A 17,277-nucleotide genomic window follows, 5' to 3' on the forward strand; every position below is an offset into this window, starting at 1 on the left:
GGGCGCCCCGATAGGGACGCCCTTTGCTGTTGGTCTGGCCACCCGTGAGGGTGGAGGCCGCCGTTTAGCAGCTGTAGTACATGCCGAATTCAACAGGGTGGGGTGTGTGCTCGTATTTGTGCACTTCTTCCATCTTGAGTTCGATGTAGCCTTCGATCTGGTCTTTGGTGAAGACGTCACCGGCCAGCAGATAATCCATATCCGACTGCAGCTCTTCCAGCGCTTCGCGCAGGGAACCGGAAACGGTTGGGATATCGGCCAGTTCTTCAGCGGGCAGATCATAGAGGTTCTTGTCCATGGCTTCGCCCGGATCGATCTTGTTCTTGATCCCGTCAAGGCCGGCCATCAGCAGTGCTGCAAAGCACAGGTAGGGGTTTGCCGCCGGATCGGGGAAGCGGGCCTCTACGCGTTTTGCCTTCGGGGATTCGGTCCATGGGATACGGACACAGCCCGAGCGGTTGCGTGCGGAATAGGCGCGCAGAACGGGGGCTTCAAAACCAGGGATCAGACGCTTGTAGCTGTTGGTCGCCGGGTTGGTGAAGGCGTTCAGCGATTTCGCGTGGGACAGGATGCCGCCGATGAAATACAGCGCTTCCTGGCTCAGGTCGGCGTATTTGTCGCCTGCGAACAGGGGCTTGCCGTCTTTCCAGATCGACATGTTCACGTGCATGCCGGAGCCGTTGTCGCCATAGATCGGCTTGGGCATGAAGGTTGCGGATTTACCGTAAGCGTGGGCCACGTTGTGGATCACGTATTTGTATTTCTGCAGCTCGTCCGCCTGTTCGGTCAGCGACCCAAAGATCAGGCCCAGTTCGTGCTGGCAGGACGCCACTTCGTGGTGGTGTTTGTCGACCTTCATGCCCAGACGTTTCATCGTCGACAGCATTTCGGCGCGCAGGTCCTGTGCTTCATCCGTGGGGTTCACGGGGAAGTAGCCGCCCTTGAGGCCCGGGCGGTGGCCCATGTTGCCCATTTCATAGTCGGTGTCGGTGTTCCAGGATGCGTCAGACGCATCAACTTCGTAGGATACCTTGTTGATCGAGTTCGAGAATTTGACGTTGTCGAACAGGAAGAATTCGGCTTCCGGACCCATATAGGCCACATCACCGATGCCGGAGGATTTCAGATAGGCTTCGGCTTTTTGCGCGGTGCCGCGGGGGTCACGCTCATAGGCTTCGCCTGTGTCGGGCTCTACCACAGAGCAGTGCACGCAGATGGTTTTTTCAGCATAGAACGGATCAACATAGGCGGTGTCCGTGTCGAGCATCAGCTTCATGTCGGAAGCTTCGATGCTTTTCCAACCCGCGATGGAGGAGCCGTCAAACATGAACCCTTCTTCGACAAAATCTTCGTCAACAAGATCGGAGACGATTGTCACGTGCTGCAGTTTACCGCGTGTATCGGTGAAACGTACATCAACGTATTCGATGTCCTCGTCCTTGATCTTCTTCAGGAAGTCCTTGGTGCTCATTGGATGATATCCTTTTCTTGAATCTCGTAAATTCGATTAAAGCGCGTCTGACCCGGTCTCGCCGGTACGGATGCGGATTGTTTGTTCGATGGGGCTGACGAAGATTTTGCCGTCGCCGATCTTCTCGGTCTTAGCGGCCGATACGATGGCCTCGATGGCGGCGTCTACCTGATCGTCGTCCAACACGATTTCGATTTTTACCTTGGGCAGAAAATCCACGACATATTCAGCGCCACGGTACAATTCTGTATGGCCCTTTTGACGCCCGAAGCCTTTGACTTCGATAACGCTAAGGCCCTGAACGCCAACCTCTTGGAGCGCCTCCTTGACTTCATCAAGCTTGAACGGCTTGATTACAGCTTCGATCTTTTTCATCTGAGGCCTCCCTGCCAGACGGGTGATTTTCGGTCTACATCGGTGTCATCTCACCGTGCGGGCCGACGGTCTACCAGACGCGCGATGGAGTCCACCGAAAGAGGCGAAAATTTGTGCGCATCGGCTGTTTTATGTGCGTTGCGATTAAAATCTGTGCAGTTTGAAAATCCATGTGCTGGCAGGCTTGGCTATCGCTTGGGCAGGTGGTTTATCTTTGGGCAAAAGACGGACCGGAAAGGGGCTGCCATGCAACCGACTGCCATCACCGCAGACACGCTGGACTTTGATCAATTGACCAAGGGGCAGGGGCATAAGTTCGATCACGGGCATGCGATTGTCGTAACCGGTGGGGCCGGGCGCACGGGGGCGGCGCGACTGTCTGGGCGTGCGGCGTTGCGGATGGGGGCGGGGCTGGTCACGCTGGCCGTACCGCCCGCCGCGCAGATGGAGGTGGCGATGCAGATCATCGCTCTGATGCTGTCGCGCGTTACAGGCCCCGAGGATCTGGCAGAGCTTGCCGGTGACAAACGCGTGCGGGCGCTGTGCATCGGGCCGGGCTTGGGGCTGAAACCGTCCCATGTGGCGCTGGTGCGTGCAGTGCTTGAATGCGGCAAGCCCTGCGTGTTGGACGCCGACGCGCTGACCCTGATCGCACAGGAGCCCACCCTGTGGGAGCGCCTTGGCCCGCACTGCGTGCTGACCCCGCATGGCGGAGAGTTCGCACGTCTTTTCAAGGAGATATCAGAGAGTGATGCCGATAAGGCGCAGGCCTGTCTGATGGCGGCGCAAAAGGCGGGGGCGGTTGTTCTGTACAAGGGGGAGACCACCCTGATCGCGCATCCCGACGGCCGCGTTGCCGCGCATCACGGCACAGGCGATCGCGCGGCCCCGTGGCTTGCCACCGCAGGCGCGGGGGATGTGCTGTCGGGCATGATCACCGGTCTGCTGGCCCGCGGCATCGCGCCCTTCGAGGCGGCGCAATATGCCACGTGGCTGCATGTAGAGGCCGCGCGTCAGTTCGGACCGGGGTTGATCGCCGAAGATCTGGTCGAAGAAATCCCACGCGTCTTCAAGGCGCTGGACCTCTAGCGGCCGTCGGGCGCAGGCACGCGTGGCAGGTGATAAAAACTATACGTCATGCGCGTTTTTCCCCCTCGCCACTGGGAAATTTCTTTGATAGTGAACGCGCAATGCGGGTGTGGCGGAATTGGTAGACGCACCAGATTTAGGTTCTGGCGCCTATGGCGTGGGGGTTCGAGTCCCTTCACCCGCACCACTTCAACTTATTGATAACTAACAATACCCTTGCAAATAAGGCCGGAAGTCCGTTCAACGGTTACAGTTTTGGTTACAAACGGGTTTACCATGGCTGGCAAGATCAGGCATCTCATCAACCGGTCCGGGCGGTATCACGCACGCCTTGTTGTCCCTAAAGACCTTCGCGGTATCGTCGGTAAGACCGAGCTTCGCAGCCCGCTAGGGGCGGACTACAGGCAAGCCCTCAAGCTGCTGCCCGGGGCCGTGGCGCAGCTACAGCACCAGATCGCGCTGGCTGAGCGCGAAGGATCGCAAGGGAGGCAGAAGCCGGTCCAAGCTCGGTATCCTCTGGCACCGGACCAAATTGCTCTGAGCCACTACAATCAGCGTTTGGCGTTCGACGACCTTCTGCGGAATGATTCACGATACGCTAACACCGGCATTGATGATCTCTACGTTTATCAACTGCGCCAAGCAGTAGCAGGCCGCTGCAGTGATGATGAGCTGCAGTCGGTCATCGGTGATCAGCTCGAAAGATTCAGGGCAGCTGGGAATATCGATGCGGTGCAGGGCAGCGATGAATGGCGGGTGATCGCTCGTGCCTTGTGCAGCGCAGAGCTAGAAGCGCTGGCGCGCGTCGCTGAGCGTGATGAAGGTGATTACACCGGCACGCCCGCGGCACCGATAATTAAGGACGCCGCGCAGGCTGAAAAAGCGCCTGCGCCAGTCAGCTTGTCCGGCCTTTGGACAGATTATTTGAACAGTCGCATGCAGGCCGGTTTCATGCGCGACAAGGGGCAGCGCCAGCGCCCGGTGATCGACAACCTGCGCAAGTTTCTCAAGCACAACGACGCTGGTCGCGTGACGAAGAAAGACGTGCTGGCTTGGCGAGACTACCTTATGAAAACGCTATCGCCAAAGACAGTGAACGATATCTACCTCTCAGCTCTGAAATCAGTGCTGGCATGGGCTGTGGAAAATGACCGTCTGCCCGAGAATGTAGCAGCAACGGTGCGACAGCCTAAACCGCGCAAAGTGTATGGGCGTGAACGTGGATACACCGACGACGAAGCCAAGAAGGTATTGAAGGCCTCTCGCACTTATCAATCGACACCGGACGAGTTCGGGCGGGTGCGTGAATCCATGCAGATGGCAAACGTGAAGCGGTGGGTGCCGATCATCTGTGCGTTTACCGGTGCGCGGGTTTCAGAGATCATTCAGTTGCGGAAAGAGGACGTGACCAAGGTGGGCGAACATTGGGTCGCTCGGATCACACCAGATGCTGGCACTGTCAAATCTGGTGGCTACCGAGACGTGCCGTTACATTCGCAAATACTAGACCAAGGTTTTTTGAAATTCGTCGATGATGCCGTCGAAGGCCCACTGTTCCACAATGCGACCAAGCCCGAGAGGTTCAGAAAGGCGGCTGTGATCGTATCGAACAAGTTGTCAGACTGGCTGCGCAAGGATGGGCTGGTCCCAGATGGTATTCAGCCGAACCATGGGTGGCGTCACAGGTTCAAAACGCAGTGCCGAGAACTAGGTATCTCTGATCGTGTTGCTGATGCCATTCAAGGCCATGCGGGGAGGACCGCTGCCGACCACTATGGTGATGTGACGATCAAGACTAAGGCTGATGCTCTCCGGCAGCTGCCTTTCTACAGTATGTAGAGCAAGTTAGGTTCATTATTTCACTACTCTGATATATGGTGGAAGACGATTGCCATTATATATTTGCGCGGGTGGCTGATTTAGAAAATGTTCTCTCGCGCCATCCACGATCTCAGATAGCCCCGCAAGGTAACGCTCGCAGAGCTCCAGAGCAGTTTTGTCGCATTTGCCAAGATATTTTTCCGCTAGGTCGCCTGCAAATGTCTGCTCAACAACTGCAACATCGCTCGGCATATCTACGTAGAATTTTATCGTCTCGCCATTTGGCAGCGGAACTTCCCATCCTGACCCGCCTAGTTGGTCGCCGATGAAGAAACCTGTAGCTCCCGGTGGTTTTTCTGCCGAGAGAGCGTTCATTTCAGCGTCACCAAATCGTTTAATCTGCGCAGAAGTTGAGACCTCCAAGCGACCCTGCTTTTCCAGATTGTTCCGCGCGTCTCTGAAGAAACTAAACACCGGATCGGACTTCAGCTTATCTTGGTGAGGTTTATACCATTCTTCGAATACTTCACTTTTGCTGCTTAAATTTTGAACTACAAATGTGACACTCCGTCCAAATGTTAGAACATTGCGCAGCCCTAGGTCTTTCTTTGCACCACTGGATAGCCTCATCATTTCTAACCCAGCGTAAGCGGCTCTCAAGACTAGCTCTGCGCGGTCTATTATTTCTGATATCTCCTTTACCATGATGCCTTCTCGCTCGTTGTCATTTCACCTTCGTTTACAGTGATGGGTGAAGGAAGGCGTCTAAGCAAGCTGCCACCAGACGAAACCGCAAAAACGATAAAAATGTAATAGTATAACATTTTGTGGATTCACAGCGATTCACCGGTGTGGTATACAGATACCACACTGTATGGAATGCTGAATGCCACTCATCGACCGTTTCTTTCGCAAGCGCGAAACCAAAGCTCTGAGTCTGACTGAGCCAGAGGCGTTTGGGCTGTTTGGTGCAACTCCAACGGCTACCGGCATATATGTCTCCGGCAACTCAGCCTTGCGCGTTCCAGCCGTTGCCTGTGCTGTGGCGCTCATCTCTGAGACCATCGGTGCGATGCCTGCAAAGGTCCATCTGACCGACACCAAAGAAGCGGCAAAGGGGCAGGGCGCTTACCGGCTTGTGCATGACGAGGCGAACGAGTGGACCAGCGCAGGTCAACTGCGCGAACACCTGACCATCGACGCGCTGCTGACAGGTAACGGCTATGCCCACGTTGTCAGGCTGACCGGTGGCGAACCCTTTGAACTGCATCGGATCGACCCTGCCAGTGTTCGCGCAGATCACGAGCCGGACGGTGAACCTTTCTATATTGTCCAGACCGATCAAGGGCCGCGCCGCTTCGGCTATCGCGACATCTTGCACGTGCAGCCCTTTGGTGGGGTTTCCCCGATCACGCTCGGTCGCGAGGCTATCGCCCTTGCGCTCGCCTTTGAACAGCACGTGGCTAGCCTGTTTGCCAATGGCGCGCGCCCGTCCGGCATCATCAAGAGCGACAAGGTGCTGGATGTAGAGGCTAAGAAAAAGATCGCGGCTTCATGGTTCAACACCCACGCGGGGCGCAACGCAGGCGGCACTGCCATTCTTGATGAGGGTATGAGCTATGACCAGCTTTCGATGACACTTGCCGATGCGCAGTTCGCAGAGAACCGGCTTGAGCAAATCCGTGAGATCGCCCGTGTCTTTCGGGTTCCCCCTACGATGCTTTTCGAGCTGACACGCGGCACATGGTCCAACACTGAGGAAATGGCTCGCCAGTTCTACGCCATCACGCTCAAGCCGTGGCTGACAAGCTGGGCATGGGCATATGCGCGCGTCCTGTTCACGCCAGAGGAACGCGCTGCGTTCTATGTAGAGTTTGTTACCGATGATCTGCTGACCACCAACGCCTCAGACCGCGCCGGAGCCTACGGGCAATACCGCAGCATGGGTGCGATGACGGCAAATGAAGTGCGCAGCGGCCTGAATCTTGCGCCGCTTGCCGATGGCAACAGCCTTGCCAACCCCTACACCACATCCGGTGCGGCTGAACCCGTGGCACAGGAGCAAGCAGCATGATCACGCACACCGGATTTTTCGGCACGGCTGAGCACAAATTCACCCTGACCGACGACATGATCACGGAGCTGGAGCGCATCACAGAAAGCGGGATCGGTGCGTTTTACCAGCGAGCCGTCGCGATGCTGTTCAAAGCAGCCGACCTTGCCGAAGTCATCCGGCTTGGACTGATCGGCGCGGGCATGCACCCGCAAGAGGCGATGCAGCTTGTGGACACATATGCCCGCAACCGCCCGATGGCGGAAACCTATCCACTTGCCCTCGATATCCTTGACGCCCGCTGGAACGGCACCGCCGCCCCGGCAACCGGAGACACCGCAGCATGACCACCCGTTTAGAGTTTAAGGCTGATCTGACCGTCACACCCGAAGGGCTGATCGAAGGCATCGCGTGGCCATTTTGCAGCGCTGATCGCGTCGGTGATGTGATTGAAAAGGGTGCCATCGCCGCGCCGGTTACTTTGCCGATGCTGTTTGCCCACGATCAGGGGCAGGTCATCGGTGTCTGGGATCAGATCGAAGAAACCGAAGCGGGTCTGATCGTGAAGGGCCGTTTACTGATCAACGATGTAGCACGGGCGCGTGAAGTGCAGGCGATGATCAGCGCTAAGGCTGTATCCGGCCTGTCCATCGGTTTTGTCACCACCAACTCAACACCCCGCGCCAAGGGCCGCACCATCACCGCGCTGTCCCTGCATGAAATCTCTGTTGTCGCTGTGCCGTGTCATCCGGGCGCACAGATCACTTCCCTGAAATCGGACGGCACCGCAAAGCCTACTAAGGAACAACACATGAATACCGAAACTATCGAAGATCCGATCAATCCATCTGCACCGGCCAACGCGCCCCAGATGGACACCAAAGCTTTCGACGAAATCAAATCCCGGCTGGATAAGATCGAAGCGAAAGCAAACCGCCCGCAAGGCGTTCACATCACTGGCCCGGTCACAGACCCCGAAACCAAGGCGTTTGGTAACTTCCTGCGCCGTGGTGTCGAACGGATCGCGCCAGAGGAAGTCAAAGCCCTGACCGTCGCAAATGACGCCAGCGCGGGCTATCTGGCACCGCAAGAGTTTGGCAGTGAACTGATTAAGCTGCTGACAGAGTTCAGCCCGATCCGGTCCTACGCGAAAGTCATTTCGATCAGCGCACCCTCTATCGTGTATCCGCGCCGTGTCACCGGCACCTCAGCAACGTGGGTTGCCGAGATCGCCAGCCGCACCGCATCCGGCATGACGTTTGAACAGGTGACAATGACACCGCACGAACTGGCCACGTTCACGGACGTGTCGAACGCGCTGCTTGAAGACAACGCCTATAATCTTGAAGGTGAGCTGCTGTCTGACTTCGCCGAGTCTTTCGCGAGGACAGAAGGGCTGGCATTTGTCAAAGGCACTGGCGCTGGCCAGCCGTTCGGCATCATGGCCGCGTCTGGCATCGCCGAGCTGAAAACCGGCGTCGCGGCAAACTTCCCCGTGTCAAACCCTGCTGACGTGCTAATCGCGATGTATCACAAGATCGCCACGACTTACGCGCAGTCCGGTGTCTGGATGATGAACCGCAACACGCTGGCCGTCGTCCGGCAGTGGAAGGATGGCAATGGCCGCTATCTCGTGCTTGATCCGATCATCGCTGGCGCACCTTCGACGCTGCTTGGCCGTCCGGTGGTTGAAATGCCGGATATGGACGATATCGGCGCGGGCACTTACCCGATCCTGTTTGGCGACATGCAGGGCTACCGGATTATTGACCGCGTGGGCCTGACCACACTGCGCGACCCCTACAGCCTTGCTGTAAATGGTCAGGTGCGTTTCCATGCCCGCAAGCGTGTCGGTGCTGACGTGACGCACCCTGATCGTTTCATCAAGTTGAAGTGCGCGGCATAAGATGATGCAGCGGCACGCCTCTGATATCGCTCTGGCCTACGGTGGCAACACTGTCTGGCTCAAGCCGTCGCTGCGTGCCGCGACGCACTTAGAAGCATTGCATGGCGGGTTTCCCGCCCTGCTTTCCAAACTGCATGAATTTGACACCGCGACGATCCGCGAGATCATCCGGTATGCAGCATTTGACCGTGCGGCGGCACAGACGATGCTTACCGCCCTATCTGGCGCTTCAATGCGCACGGTCCAGCAAGTCACGCTTGCACCTGCCTTCGCACTTCTCACAGCGCTGACGACCCCGGTATCTGAAAAGATCACGGGCGAGGCCGCGAAGGCACCTGCTGCTAAGGCAGTCGCATGGGCTGACCTGTATGCAGACCTCTACAAACTGGCGACAGGTTGGCTTGGCTGGACGCCGGACACAGCTTGGAACGCCACGCTGCCGGAAATCCTGAACGCCTTTGACGGTCACGTCGATCAGCTAAAGGCCATTCACGGCGGTGGAGATGACCAAGATGCCAGCGCACCCACCATGAACAACGATCAGCGACAGGCGAACATTGACGCTGGCCTTGATCCTGATTTTGATCGCGCCGGACTGCATGCCTTGAAGGCGAAGATGACATGAGCCGCCCGCCGCACCTTTGCACCTGTGGTGCCATCGTGGCGTATGGCGAGCGCTGTGCCTGCAGGGTTGCGGCCACTCGTGCGCGGAATAAGCGCCATGACGCGACCCGGCCCAGCGCCCGTGAGCGTGGCTATACGCGCCAATGGGAAGTTGCCCGCCAGGAATGGCTGCAGTTCAATCCTGTCTGCACACATCCGGGCTGCAATGCCTTGGCAACTGTGGTGGATCACATCACGCCGCATAAAGGCGACATGATGCTGTTCTGGGATAAATACAATTGGCAGAGCCTCTGCGCCCCTTGTCACAACCGGCACAAACAACGGTTGGAGCGCTCTCTGTGAACTCAGATCAAGCCCTCTGGTGTGAAGTGTTGTCCTTGGCGATCAGTGATGCCCTTACTGGCACATCGTCTGCCAGCAAGAGCCGCGAGACGCGCATTCACGAGATCGAGCGCAATCGCAAATACCTGACCATCCAGAACAACGACTTTGACATGGTTTGCTCACTCGCCGGTGTAGATCCGGTCGCAACCCGTGAGCACTTGATCAGGCGCATTGCAGATGCACCAGCACCAGAACAGCTGATCAGCGTCAAACGCCGCGCACAGCGCCGCACAACCCGTTTCCGGGAGCGCACAAGCACCATGCGGGGGGTAGGCAAAAACATTGCGCAAGATCAGGGGACCGGCGGGGGGACAGCCGCACAAGAGACCCCGAATATAATTTTTCAGGATAAATCCGCATGACGACTACACCACTGCCATTGCTCAAAGCGCAGTTGAACCTTGAGCACGATCTGGACGACGCACTGCTGACGCACAAGTTGGCCGTAGCGGAAGAATGGATTATGAACCACACTGGCGCGCCTTTTGCTGAGCCGGTGCCTCCATCCCTGACCGAAGCCGCATTGCAGCTTGCCGCCTATTGGTATGTCAGCAGGGAAGCGGCGACAGATATGCGCCTGACCGCCGTGCCATTTGGCGTGCTGGAGTTGATTACCCCCTATCGCGAGAGTGTGACCGGCCATGTCGCGGCTTAAAGGATCAACGGATCTCGAGCGCCGTCTTCTCGCCATCCCTCTTGAGGTGCTGGCAGAGCTGCGCCCAGCGCTGGTGAAAGGCGCTCAGGACATCGCAGACGCTATGGAGCAGCTTGCACCAGAGGACACTGGCGACCTTGTGAATACCATCTCGGTCACCGGCCCCGGTGGCACAACTCCCGCCTATGCGTCCGGTGGTGGCAGCGTGACCCTTGCCAATAATCAGGCTGCCGTGACCGTGGGTAGTCCGGATATGCGCCACGGCCACCTTCAGGAATTTGGCACCGTGAACCATGAGGCGCAGCCGTTCATGCGGCCCGCATTCCGGTTGAAGAAAGCCAAGGTGATGGCTCGGATCAGCCGCGCCGTTGCTAAGGCCATTAAGAACGCAGGTGACGGCAAATGATCGAACCATCCGTCGCACTGCAGACCGCATTGCGTGCCACCCTTATCGCTGACCCCGCTGTAAGCGCTCTGGTGCAGCCAGATCGTATTCGGGCTGGTTCTACGCGCCCTGATCGCTTCCCGTGCGTGATCATGGGCCACGCTCAAACGCACTACCTAGGCCGCGCATCCGGAGAGCAGCACTTGGCTAGGGTCAATCTCGACGTGCATATCTGGGCAATTGAAGACGGTGCCGATACCGCCAAGGCCATCGGGTTTGCCATGTCAAAGACGCTGATTGGTATGGCTGATCATCAGGACGGCTTTGCCATCGACCAACTCGACCTACCGCGTGTCATTTGGATGCGCGACCCGCAACCTGAACTGGCTTACACCCACGGCGTGATCGAAGTTGAAGCGGTGATCAGGTGGCGGGCATGATCCGGGCCGGCGCAATGCGTGAGCAGATCACCTTTGAGTGCAAGCTGGAGACGGTGCAGCCGTCTGGTGCGGTGCTAGTGCAATGGGTTCCTGAGCAGACCCTACGCGCAGAGCTGGTGCAGGAGAGTGCTGACGCCTTCCTGAGCAACGTAGAGCGCACCGAGGACCGTAAGGTGTTCAAGCTTTGGGCAACTAACTGGATCACCACAGATATGCGCGTGACACACGCAGGCTACACCTACCGGATTGTCCGGATCTTGCCATTGGATCGGCTGGCGCTGGAGTTGCACTGCGTGAACGCGGTGGATGAAACATGAGCGCGCACCTGCGCGGGGTGAAACCGCAAGCCAAAGTCACGAAAGATGCGCTGACCAAAGCACCGCCGGTGCCTGAGTATTTCAGCACCTACGCGGCGGGCGAGTGGAAACGGATCATGCCGCGGTTGATCAAGGACCGGGTGTTGACCAAAGCTGATCTGGCAGGCGTCGAACACTACTGCATGATGATTGGCGTGGTGCGCGAGATCGAAAACAACCGTAGCCTGAACGCTGGTGAGATCGACCCTAAGATGTTCGGTGTTCAGAACCGTGCCGCCCAAACAGCGCGCCAGCTCGCCGCGGAGTATGGGCTGTCACCGGTGAGCCGTGCGCGTATCGGCACCAACGCTGATGACGGCGCGGACGATGACAACCCTTTGAACGTCCGGTGACGCATGACCAGCGCAAGCGCGTTCCCCGCGTGGATATACGACGCCAGCCCGATAGCCGATCCGTTCGGCTATGGCGAAAGGGCCGTGCAGTTTCTGCGCCGCTTGCGCCATCCAAACAGCGACGCACCGGGCGGTGCTTTCCAGCTTGCGCCGTGGCAAGAGCGGATCGTGCGGCGGATCTATGGCCCCAGGCACCCGGACGGGCGCAGGATCGTGCAAAACGTGTTCTTTCTAGTCCCGCGCGGCAACCGTAAAACCAGTCTGGCTGCTGCACTGGCGCTACTGCACACCATTGGCCCCGAACGGGTGAGTGCCGGACAGGTGTTGTTTGCCGCTGCAGATCGTGATCAGGCTGGCATCGGCTTTCGTGAAGCCGCAAATATCGTGCGCATGGACAAGCGCTTGATCGCGGCAACTCGCATCTACGACGCGTTCAACAGCGCCAAGCAGATCGTCTACAATGCTGAGAACGTCACGCTGCGCGCCCTTTCTTCTGACGGCGGTGCCGCGCACGGCCTGACACCTACATTCACGCTGATTGACGAAATCCACATCTGGAAAGGCCGCGACCTTTGGGAAGCGCTGCGTAGTGGTGCAGCCAAGGTGCGCGACAGCCTGACCGTGATCGCCACGACTGCCGGACGCGGTGCCGAGACCTTGGCATCGGAGCAGTATAATTATGCCCGCCGCGTCGCGCTGGGCGAAATCGACAACCCGGCCTATCTGCCTATCCTGTTCCAAGCTGAACCTGACGATGACTGGCAGGATGAAACGGTATGGCATCGCGCCAACCCCGGTCTTGCACATGGTTTCCCCTCCATCGACGGCATGCGCGGCTTAGCGAAAGAGGCAGAGAACAAGCCTGCAGACCGGGCAGCGTTCCTGCAGTTCAATTTGAACGTTTGGCAGGCCAACAGCCGTGACCCGCTCTTCGATATGGCGACCTATGATGCCCGAGTGTTTGAACCGGACTTTGACGCGCTGGCAGAGCTTCCCTGTTATCTTGGCGTTGATATGTCTCTCTCTGGTGACTTGACCGCGGTGGTCGCGGCTTGGCGTCATGATGATGACCAGATCACGGTTCACCCTTGGCTGTTTGTGCCCAGTGATGACCTCAAGGGCCGCGCTGATCGCGACGGGCTGCCCTATGAGGAATGGCGCGACGCTGGACTGATCTTTGTCACACCCGGCCCGATCATCGACGCTGGGCTGATCGAAGACCAGATCAGGGAGATATGCGCGACCAATGACGTGCAGGAGATCGCCGTAGACCCGCACCTTGCGCGCCGCTTGATGCAAAGCCTGCATGATGACGGTCTGCCAGTGATTGAATATCGCCAGACGCCGCTGAATATGGGTGTGGCCGCCGGTGATCTTGAACGCACGGTGAACGGCGACCTGATCCGGCACGCTGATCATGCAGCGCTGCGCCAGCACTTCGACAGTGTTGTCGCATCACGCAATCCGACATCTGGCCTGATCCGCATGCACAAGGGCAAGAAGACAGACCGGATCGACGGGGCAATCGCCGCCGCGATGGCGGTGTCACGCGCCTGCGCCGCTGAAACCAACCTGAGCAAATACAACGCACCCGAAGCCGAAGGGCTTTTCATCTTTTAGGAGCCTGCACCATGTCTGACCTTCCCGGCCTTGTCGTCGATATAGAAGCCCGCATCGACAAACTCGAAAAAGGGTTGAAGCGCGCCAATGCTGCGCAGAACAGTGCCAGCGGCCAAATGGAGCGCCGTGCGCGCCAGAGTGCCGACAAGCTGCGCGACACCTACGGCAAGGCCGGTGACAGCATCCTTGCCACGTTCAAGCGCCTTAGCCCCGGCTTGGCCGGTGGTCTGGTGGGTGGCCTGACCGTGGGTGCTCTGTCTGGTTTGTCACAGAACCTTGGCCGGATCGTAAATGAGACAGCGCAGATCGGGGATGAGGCCAAACGGGCAGGGGTCAGCGTTCAGGCCTTGCAGGAATGGAAGTTTGTAGGTGCGCAGAACCGGATCGGCATTGATCAGATCGTTGACGGGTTGAAAGAGCTGAACCTGCGGGCTGACGAATTTGTCGTGACCGGGCAGGGCGCGGGTGCCGAAGCGTTTGCGCGCTTGGGGTATGGCGCTACCGAACTCAAGGCAAAGCTCGCAGACCCTTCGAAGTTACTGCTTGAGATCATCGGGCGCATGGAAAGCATGGATGAAGCCGCGCGGATCAGGATCAGTGATGAGTTGTTTGGGGGTTCAGCCGGTGAGCGTTTTGCTGAGCTAGTCAGTCGTGGCGAAGGTAAACTGCGCGACACCATTCGCGCGGCCAATGATACCGGCGCAGTGCTGGACAGCGAACTGATCGAAAAGGCGGCTGAACTTGACCGGCGGTTCGCGGCACTCAAGACGCGCGCCGATGTGTTCATGAAGTCGCTTGTAATCGGCATTGCAGAGGCGGTGCCTAAACTTGGGGAAGTGCGCAGTCACATCGACAACCTCTTTGACAACCCACGGCAGGGCAACGCGCTTTTAGGCGCGGGTATCTATGATGAGCTAAACCGTGATGCCCGTGCGGTGGAGACGCACCGCACAGCGATTGAGGCGCTGGCAGGTGCATATGATGAAACAGGCTATATTGCTGAGCGTAACGCGACGCGGCTTGGCAAGGTCGCGGCAGAGCTGCGCGCATTGGGTCAGACCGATGCAGCGAGCGCATTGGACCGGGTGGCGACTGAAATGCGCACGTTGGTCGCCGATCTTGAAAGCGGTGCCATTGGTGCGGATGAGTTTGAACAGCGGCTAGCGGAAACGACCACAACGGCTCAGGCGACTTTTGCCGAGGTGAACGCCATCGACAGTGTTGATTTTGGCTATGTCATCGGTGGTCTGGGTCGCTTGGTCAAAGCACTCGCCACAGCGTCGGTGAACGCCCGTGCCCTGCGCGCAACTCTGCCCGGTGCATTAGCGGGTGGTGAGACAGTTGCACCTACATACATGGACCCCGGCCCGAGGTCGCGCAATGGCTACCGCGCCGCGACACCCGGCTTGGCGGTTGGAACATCTCTGCGCCCAGCGCTGCCCAGCGTTGATGCCAGCTTTGACACACCAGAGCCGGTCTCAGGTGGTGGTGGCGGTAAGGGCGGCGTGGGTGCGCCGCGGCAGAACGATCTTGAACGCGAGATCGAAAGTATCGCGCAGGAAACAAATGCCTTGCGTCTTGAGGCTCAAGCCTTGGCTGAAGTATCCGGTGCTAAGCTTCGCTATGGTGATGCTGTGGAATTTGCCCGCACTAAAGCTGAGCTTCTGTCAGCGGCGCAACGTGCTGGTGTGGAAGTGACGCCACAGCTTGCCGCCCAGATCGACACACTAGCCAAGGAATACACCGACGCGGGCAGTGCAGCTGAATTGGCGGCGGACAAGATCGAAGAGGTCCAGAACGCCAGCCGCGCCGGTGCAGACCGGATTGCCAGCGTATTTGAGGGGATGGCGTCTGGCGCTTTGACGGCGAAACAGGCCGTGGGTCAGCTAATCCTTGAGCTGATCAAGCTGGCGCTCAAGAAGCGGCTGCTTGAAGCTGCCAGCGGGGCAGGTGGATCAGTGTTCGGTAAAGCCCTGCAGCTTATCGGCGGCGGCTTTGCAGCTGGTGGATACACCGGCCCGGGCGACAAATTCGAACCGGCTGGCATCGTCCACAAGGGGGAGTATGTCCTGAGCGCAGCGGCAACCAAGGCTATTGGAGTGCCTGCCCTTGAGGCGCTGCACCAGAGCGCCAAGAAGGGCTATGCTGGCGGCGGCCTTGTAGGTGCCGCTCGCGAAGCATCATCGAATCCTATGGGCCGTGCCAGCGCATCTGCGCCCACAATTTCGATCAGTGCCCCGGTTACGGTGAACGGCTCAGCGGGCACGCCGGATCAGAACAGCGATCTTGCGCGCAAGATGGCACGTGAACTGGAAGGCACGGTGCGCAGCGCAGTCGTGACAGAGATACAGCGGCAGCTTAGGCCGGGAAATATCTTGAACCGGAGGGGATAGTTTTTGGGCGGTTATTGATGGCTTTGAAAAGATGACAGCTCATTTTTTTTTGAGCGCAATAAGCGCTTGCTTCTTCGCTTTAAGTTTAGCGGTTTTTTGGTCGTATATTTCCGATAGAGCGTCTTCATAAATATCCAACAAATCGAAATAGTCGCCCTCTTTAACTTTGTCGCCGTGTGTGCCGAGATTCCCAATGATCCTCATCGCGGTCATCGACTCCGCTAGATCAGCATCGTTTGACTGTTTTTCAAAAAGATCAATGCGGTCAAACAGGTCTAGTCTTCGGAGCTTTCCCTTCTTGTCAACCGCGGTTGTTGCTATACCTTGTTCGTCTAGGACACGCTCGAGACTCGTTCGAATCCTTGAAGTTGAAGCGGATAGGTCCATCCAGTAGAGTTGGAAGGCTAGCTTTAGCTCGTCCTTCACAGGTTCCGGCAAATTTTTGGCGATTGGAAAAAGAGGTGGCGCGGGTGCCATACTGGCTGGCTTCAACCAATTATAGTAAAATTGATGGGGCTGACCTACTTCATCGTAGTCATGAAGTGAGTCCACACCTGCCCGTCCGCTTACTGCGACGACTTCGCCGCAGATTGGATTGTCGCATGTCAGCATGGTGGTGAATGCCATGCGCATCCACTCAGGTTCCCACTCGTCCATTTTGTGCTCCCGTTCCGAATGAGCTGGCTCAACCAAAACAACGGGGCTATCGCCGCGTCTGACACTTCCCTTAGTGCAGCGCGGACATGGAAATGAAACAGTGAACGATTCCGCAATATATTTTCGCCATCTGGAACGATCTATCGTCATTTTCTTCGTCCCTTGGATGCGTATCAGACTAACTAGCTAGTCTTTCTCTGGTGCATTAATATTTGCCAACTTTTTTGCGCAGACAATGTCAAAAATGCGCCAGATATCGGTGCAGTTGAACTATTTACTATTTCGCGATGCGGTGCAATCGACCACCATAAGATAGTGGACTTGCTGGAAATATCGCTAGGCAGATGGTTCCCAATGTGATATTTTGGAGAAAATCATACGCATATCTATCAGTAGCACCTGCCAGCTAGAGTCGATCGTCTACTTTCAATGACGATCAGACCAGCACCAAGCTAAGCCTACCTAGTCAGCTTGTCACGCTGAACAGGAACATGTTATGGCCCTGCTAAAGAACCTCCAGAACACCGAATACGAGACGGCGCGGAGAGCCGACCAGCCATAGGTCGCAGGTTGTATCCCCGGATGCTCCCCGTCTTAGATGACGGACGCAAGCCGGTAAGGTTGCTCCCCGGCATTGCCGAATAGCACGAGCAAAGACAGCGGCTCTGAGGTAATCGTCTCACCCGCTGGACATG

At 57.6% G+C, this 17,277-nt stretch carries 19 protein-coding genes and 1 tRNA gene; 16 read left to right on the top strand and 4 right to left on the bottom strand.

All coding sequences use genetic code 11. The annotated features are described in order from the left end of the window. Positions 1-64: 64 nt before the first annotated feature. Complete coding sequence (gene glnA, locus GLP43_RS07960; protein WP_237278884.1) at positions 65-1,471, bottom strand: type I glutamate--ammonia ligase; 1,407 nt, start codon at positions 1,469-1,471, stop codon at positions 65-67. Between the two features lie 36 nt (positions 1,472-1,507). After that, positions 1,508-1,846: a P-II family nitrogen regulator gene (locus GLP43_RS07965; RefSeq protein WP_005852659.1), complete on the bottom strand. Its 339-nt coding sequence runs from the start codon at positions 1,844-1,846 to the stop codon at positions 1,508-1,510. A 246-nt stretch (positions 1,847-2,092) separates the two neighbouring features. Here GLP43_RS07965 and GLP43_RS07970 point away from each other — a divergent pair, with 246 nt between their 5' ends. The 3 genes from GLP43_RS07970 to GLP43_RS07980 all read left to right on the top strand — a co-directional run bounded on the left by GLP43_RS07970 (position 2,093) and on the right by GLP43_RS07980 (position 4,774). Continuing rightward, positions 2,093-2,935 (top strand): NAD(P)H-hydrate dehydratase, encoded by an 843-nt coding sequence (locus GLP43_RS07970; RefSeq protein ID WP_237278885.1) that lies wholly within the window; start codon positions 2,093-2,095, stop codon positions 2,933-2,935. A 103-nt stretch (positions 2,936-3,038) separates the two neighbouring features. Beyond that, a tRNA-Leu gene (locus GLP43_RS07975) sits at positions 3,039-3,122 on the top strand. Positions 3,123-3,211: 89 nt separating this feature from the next. Then, the gene (locus tag GLP43_RS07980) at positions 3,212-4,774 is read left to right on the top strand and encodes a site-specific integrase (protein WP_237278886.1); all 1,563 of its coding nucleotides are present in this window, start codon (positions 3,212-3,214) and stop codon (positions 4,772-4,774) included. Between the two features lie 15 nt (positions 4,775-4,789). Here GLP43_RS07980 and GLP43_RS07985 read toward each other — a convergent pair whose 3' ends face one another. Beyond that, positions 4,790-5,461, bottom strand: coding sequence for a hypothetical protein (locus GLP43_RS07985; RefSeq protein ID WP_237278887.1), 672 nt, complete (start codon positions 5,459-5,461; stop codon positions 4,790-4,792). Between the two features lie 181 nt (positions 5,462-5,642). On the opposite strand from GLP43_RS07985, the gene GLP43_RS07990 reads away from it, so the two are divergent. From GLP43_RS07990 to GLP43_RS08050, 13 genes are read left to right on the top strand one after another with little or no spacing between them, the layout of a single operon-like run. Further along, positions 5,643-6,830 (top strand): phage portal protein, encoded by a 1,188-nt coding sequence (locus GLP43_RS07990; RefSeq protein ID WP_237278888.1) that lies wholly within the window; start codon positions 5,643-5,645, stop codon positions 6,828-6,830. After that, positions 6,827-7,156, top strand: coding sequence for a gene transfer agent family protein (locus tag GLP43_RS07995; RefSeq protein ID WP_237278889.1), 330 nt, complete (start codon positions 6,827-6,829; stop codon positions 7,154-7,156). Before GLP43_RS07990 ends, GLP43_RS07995 begins: the two co-directional genes overlap by 4 nt. After that, complete coding sequence (locus tag GLP43_RS08000) at positions 7,153-8,715, top strand: phage major capsid protein (protein ID WP_237278890.1); 1,563 nt, start codon at positions 7,153-7,155, stop codon at positions 8,713-8,715. Before GLP43_RS07995 ends, GLP43_RS08000 begins: the two co-directional genes overlap by 4 nt. Position 8,716: 1 nt before the next feature. Next, positions 8,717-9,340, top strand: coding sequence for a hypothetical protein (locus GLP43_RS08005; RefSeq protein WP_237278891.1), 624 nt, complete (start codon positions 8,717-8,719; stop codon positions 9,338-9,340). Beyond that, positions 9,337-9,681, top strand: a complete 345-nt coding sequence (locus GLP43_RS08010) for an HNH endonuclease signature motif containing protein (protein WP_237278892.1) — start codon at positions 9,337-9,339, stop codon at positions 9,679-9,681. Before GLP43_RS08005 ends, GLP43_RS08010 begins: the two co-directional genes overlap by 4 nt. Continuing rightward, the gene (locus tag GLP43_RS08015) at positions 9,678-10,085 is read left to right on the top strand and encodes a hypothetical protein (RefSeq protein ID WP_237278893.1); all 408 of its coding nucleotides are present in this window, start codon (positions 9,678-9,680) and stop codon (positions 10,083-10,085) included. The genes GLP43_RS08010 and GLP43_RS08015 overlap by 4 nt, the downstream gene beginning before the upstream one ends. Beyond that, entirely contained in the window at positions 10,082-10,378 is a 297-nt protein-coding gene (locus GLP43_RS08020) for a head-tail connector protein (RefSeq protein WP_237278894.1), read from the top strand. Before GLP43_RS08015 ends, GLP43_RS08020 begins: the two co-directional genes overlap by 4 nt. After that, entirely contained in the window at positions 10,365-10,784 is a 420-nt protein-coding gene (locus GLP43_RS08025) for an HK97-gp10 family putative phage morphogenesis protein (RefSeq protein ID WP_237278895.1), read from the top strand. The genes GLP43_RS08020 and GLP43_RS08025 overlap by 14 nt, the downstream gene beginning before the upstream one ends. Beyond that, a complete protein-coding gene (locus tag GLP43_RS08030) occupies positions 10,781-11,203 on the top strand; it encodes a DUF3168 domain-containing protein (RefSeq protein WP_237278896.1) in 423 nt (140 codons plus the stop codon). The genes GLP43_RS08025 and GLP43_RS08030 overlap by 4 nt, the downstream gene beginning before the upstream one ends. Further along, complete coding sequence (locus GLP43_RS08035; RefSeq protein WP_237278897.1) at positions 11,200-11,520, top strand: phage head closure protein; 321 nt, start codon at positions 11,200-11,202, stop codon at positions 11,518-11,520. Before GLP43_RS08030 ends, GLP43_RS08035 begins: the two co-directional genes overlap by 4 nt. Continuing rightward, a complete protein-coding gene (locus GLP43_RS08040; protein WP_237278898.1) occupies positions 11,517-11,912 on the top strand; it encodes a P27 family phage terminase small subunit in 396 nt (131 codons plus the stop codon). The genes GLP43_RS08035 and GLP43_RS08040 overlap by 4 nt, the downstream gene beginning before the upstream one ends. 3 nt (positions 11,913-11,915) lie before the next feature. After that, positions 11,916-13,532 (top strand): terminase large subunit, encoded by a 1,617-nt coding sequence (locus GLP43_RS08045; RefSeq protein ID WP_237278899.1) that lies wholly within the window; start codon positions 11,916-11,918, stop codon positions 13,530-13,532. Between the two features lie 11 nt (positions 13,533-13,543). Beyond that, complete coding sequence (locus GLP43_RS08050; protein WP_237278900.1) at positions 13,544-15,925, top strand: hypothetical protein; 2,382 nt, start codon at positions 13,544-13,546, stop codon at positions 15,923-15,925. Positions 15,926-15,964: 39 nt separating this feature from the next. On the opposite strand, the gene GLP43_RS08055 is transcribed toward GLP43_RS08050, so the two are convergent. Continuing rightward, complete coding sequence (locus GLP43_RS08055; RefSeq protein ID WP_237278901.1) at positions 15,965-16,582, bottom strand: DUF4145 domain-containing protein; 618 nt, start codon at positions 16,580-16,582, stop codon at positions 15,965-15,967. Positions 16,583-17,277 lie beyond the last annotated feature (695 nt).

It is taken from the genome of Sulfitobacter sp. M39 (assembly GCF_021735935.1).
In the GTDB taxonomy this organism is placed as follows: domain Bacteria; phylum Pseudomonadota; class Alphaproteobacteria; order Rhodobacterales; family Rhodobacteraceae; genus Sulfitobacter.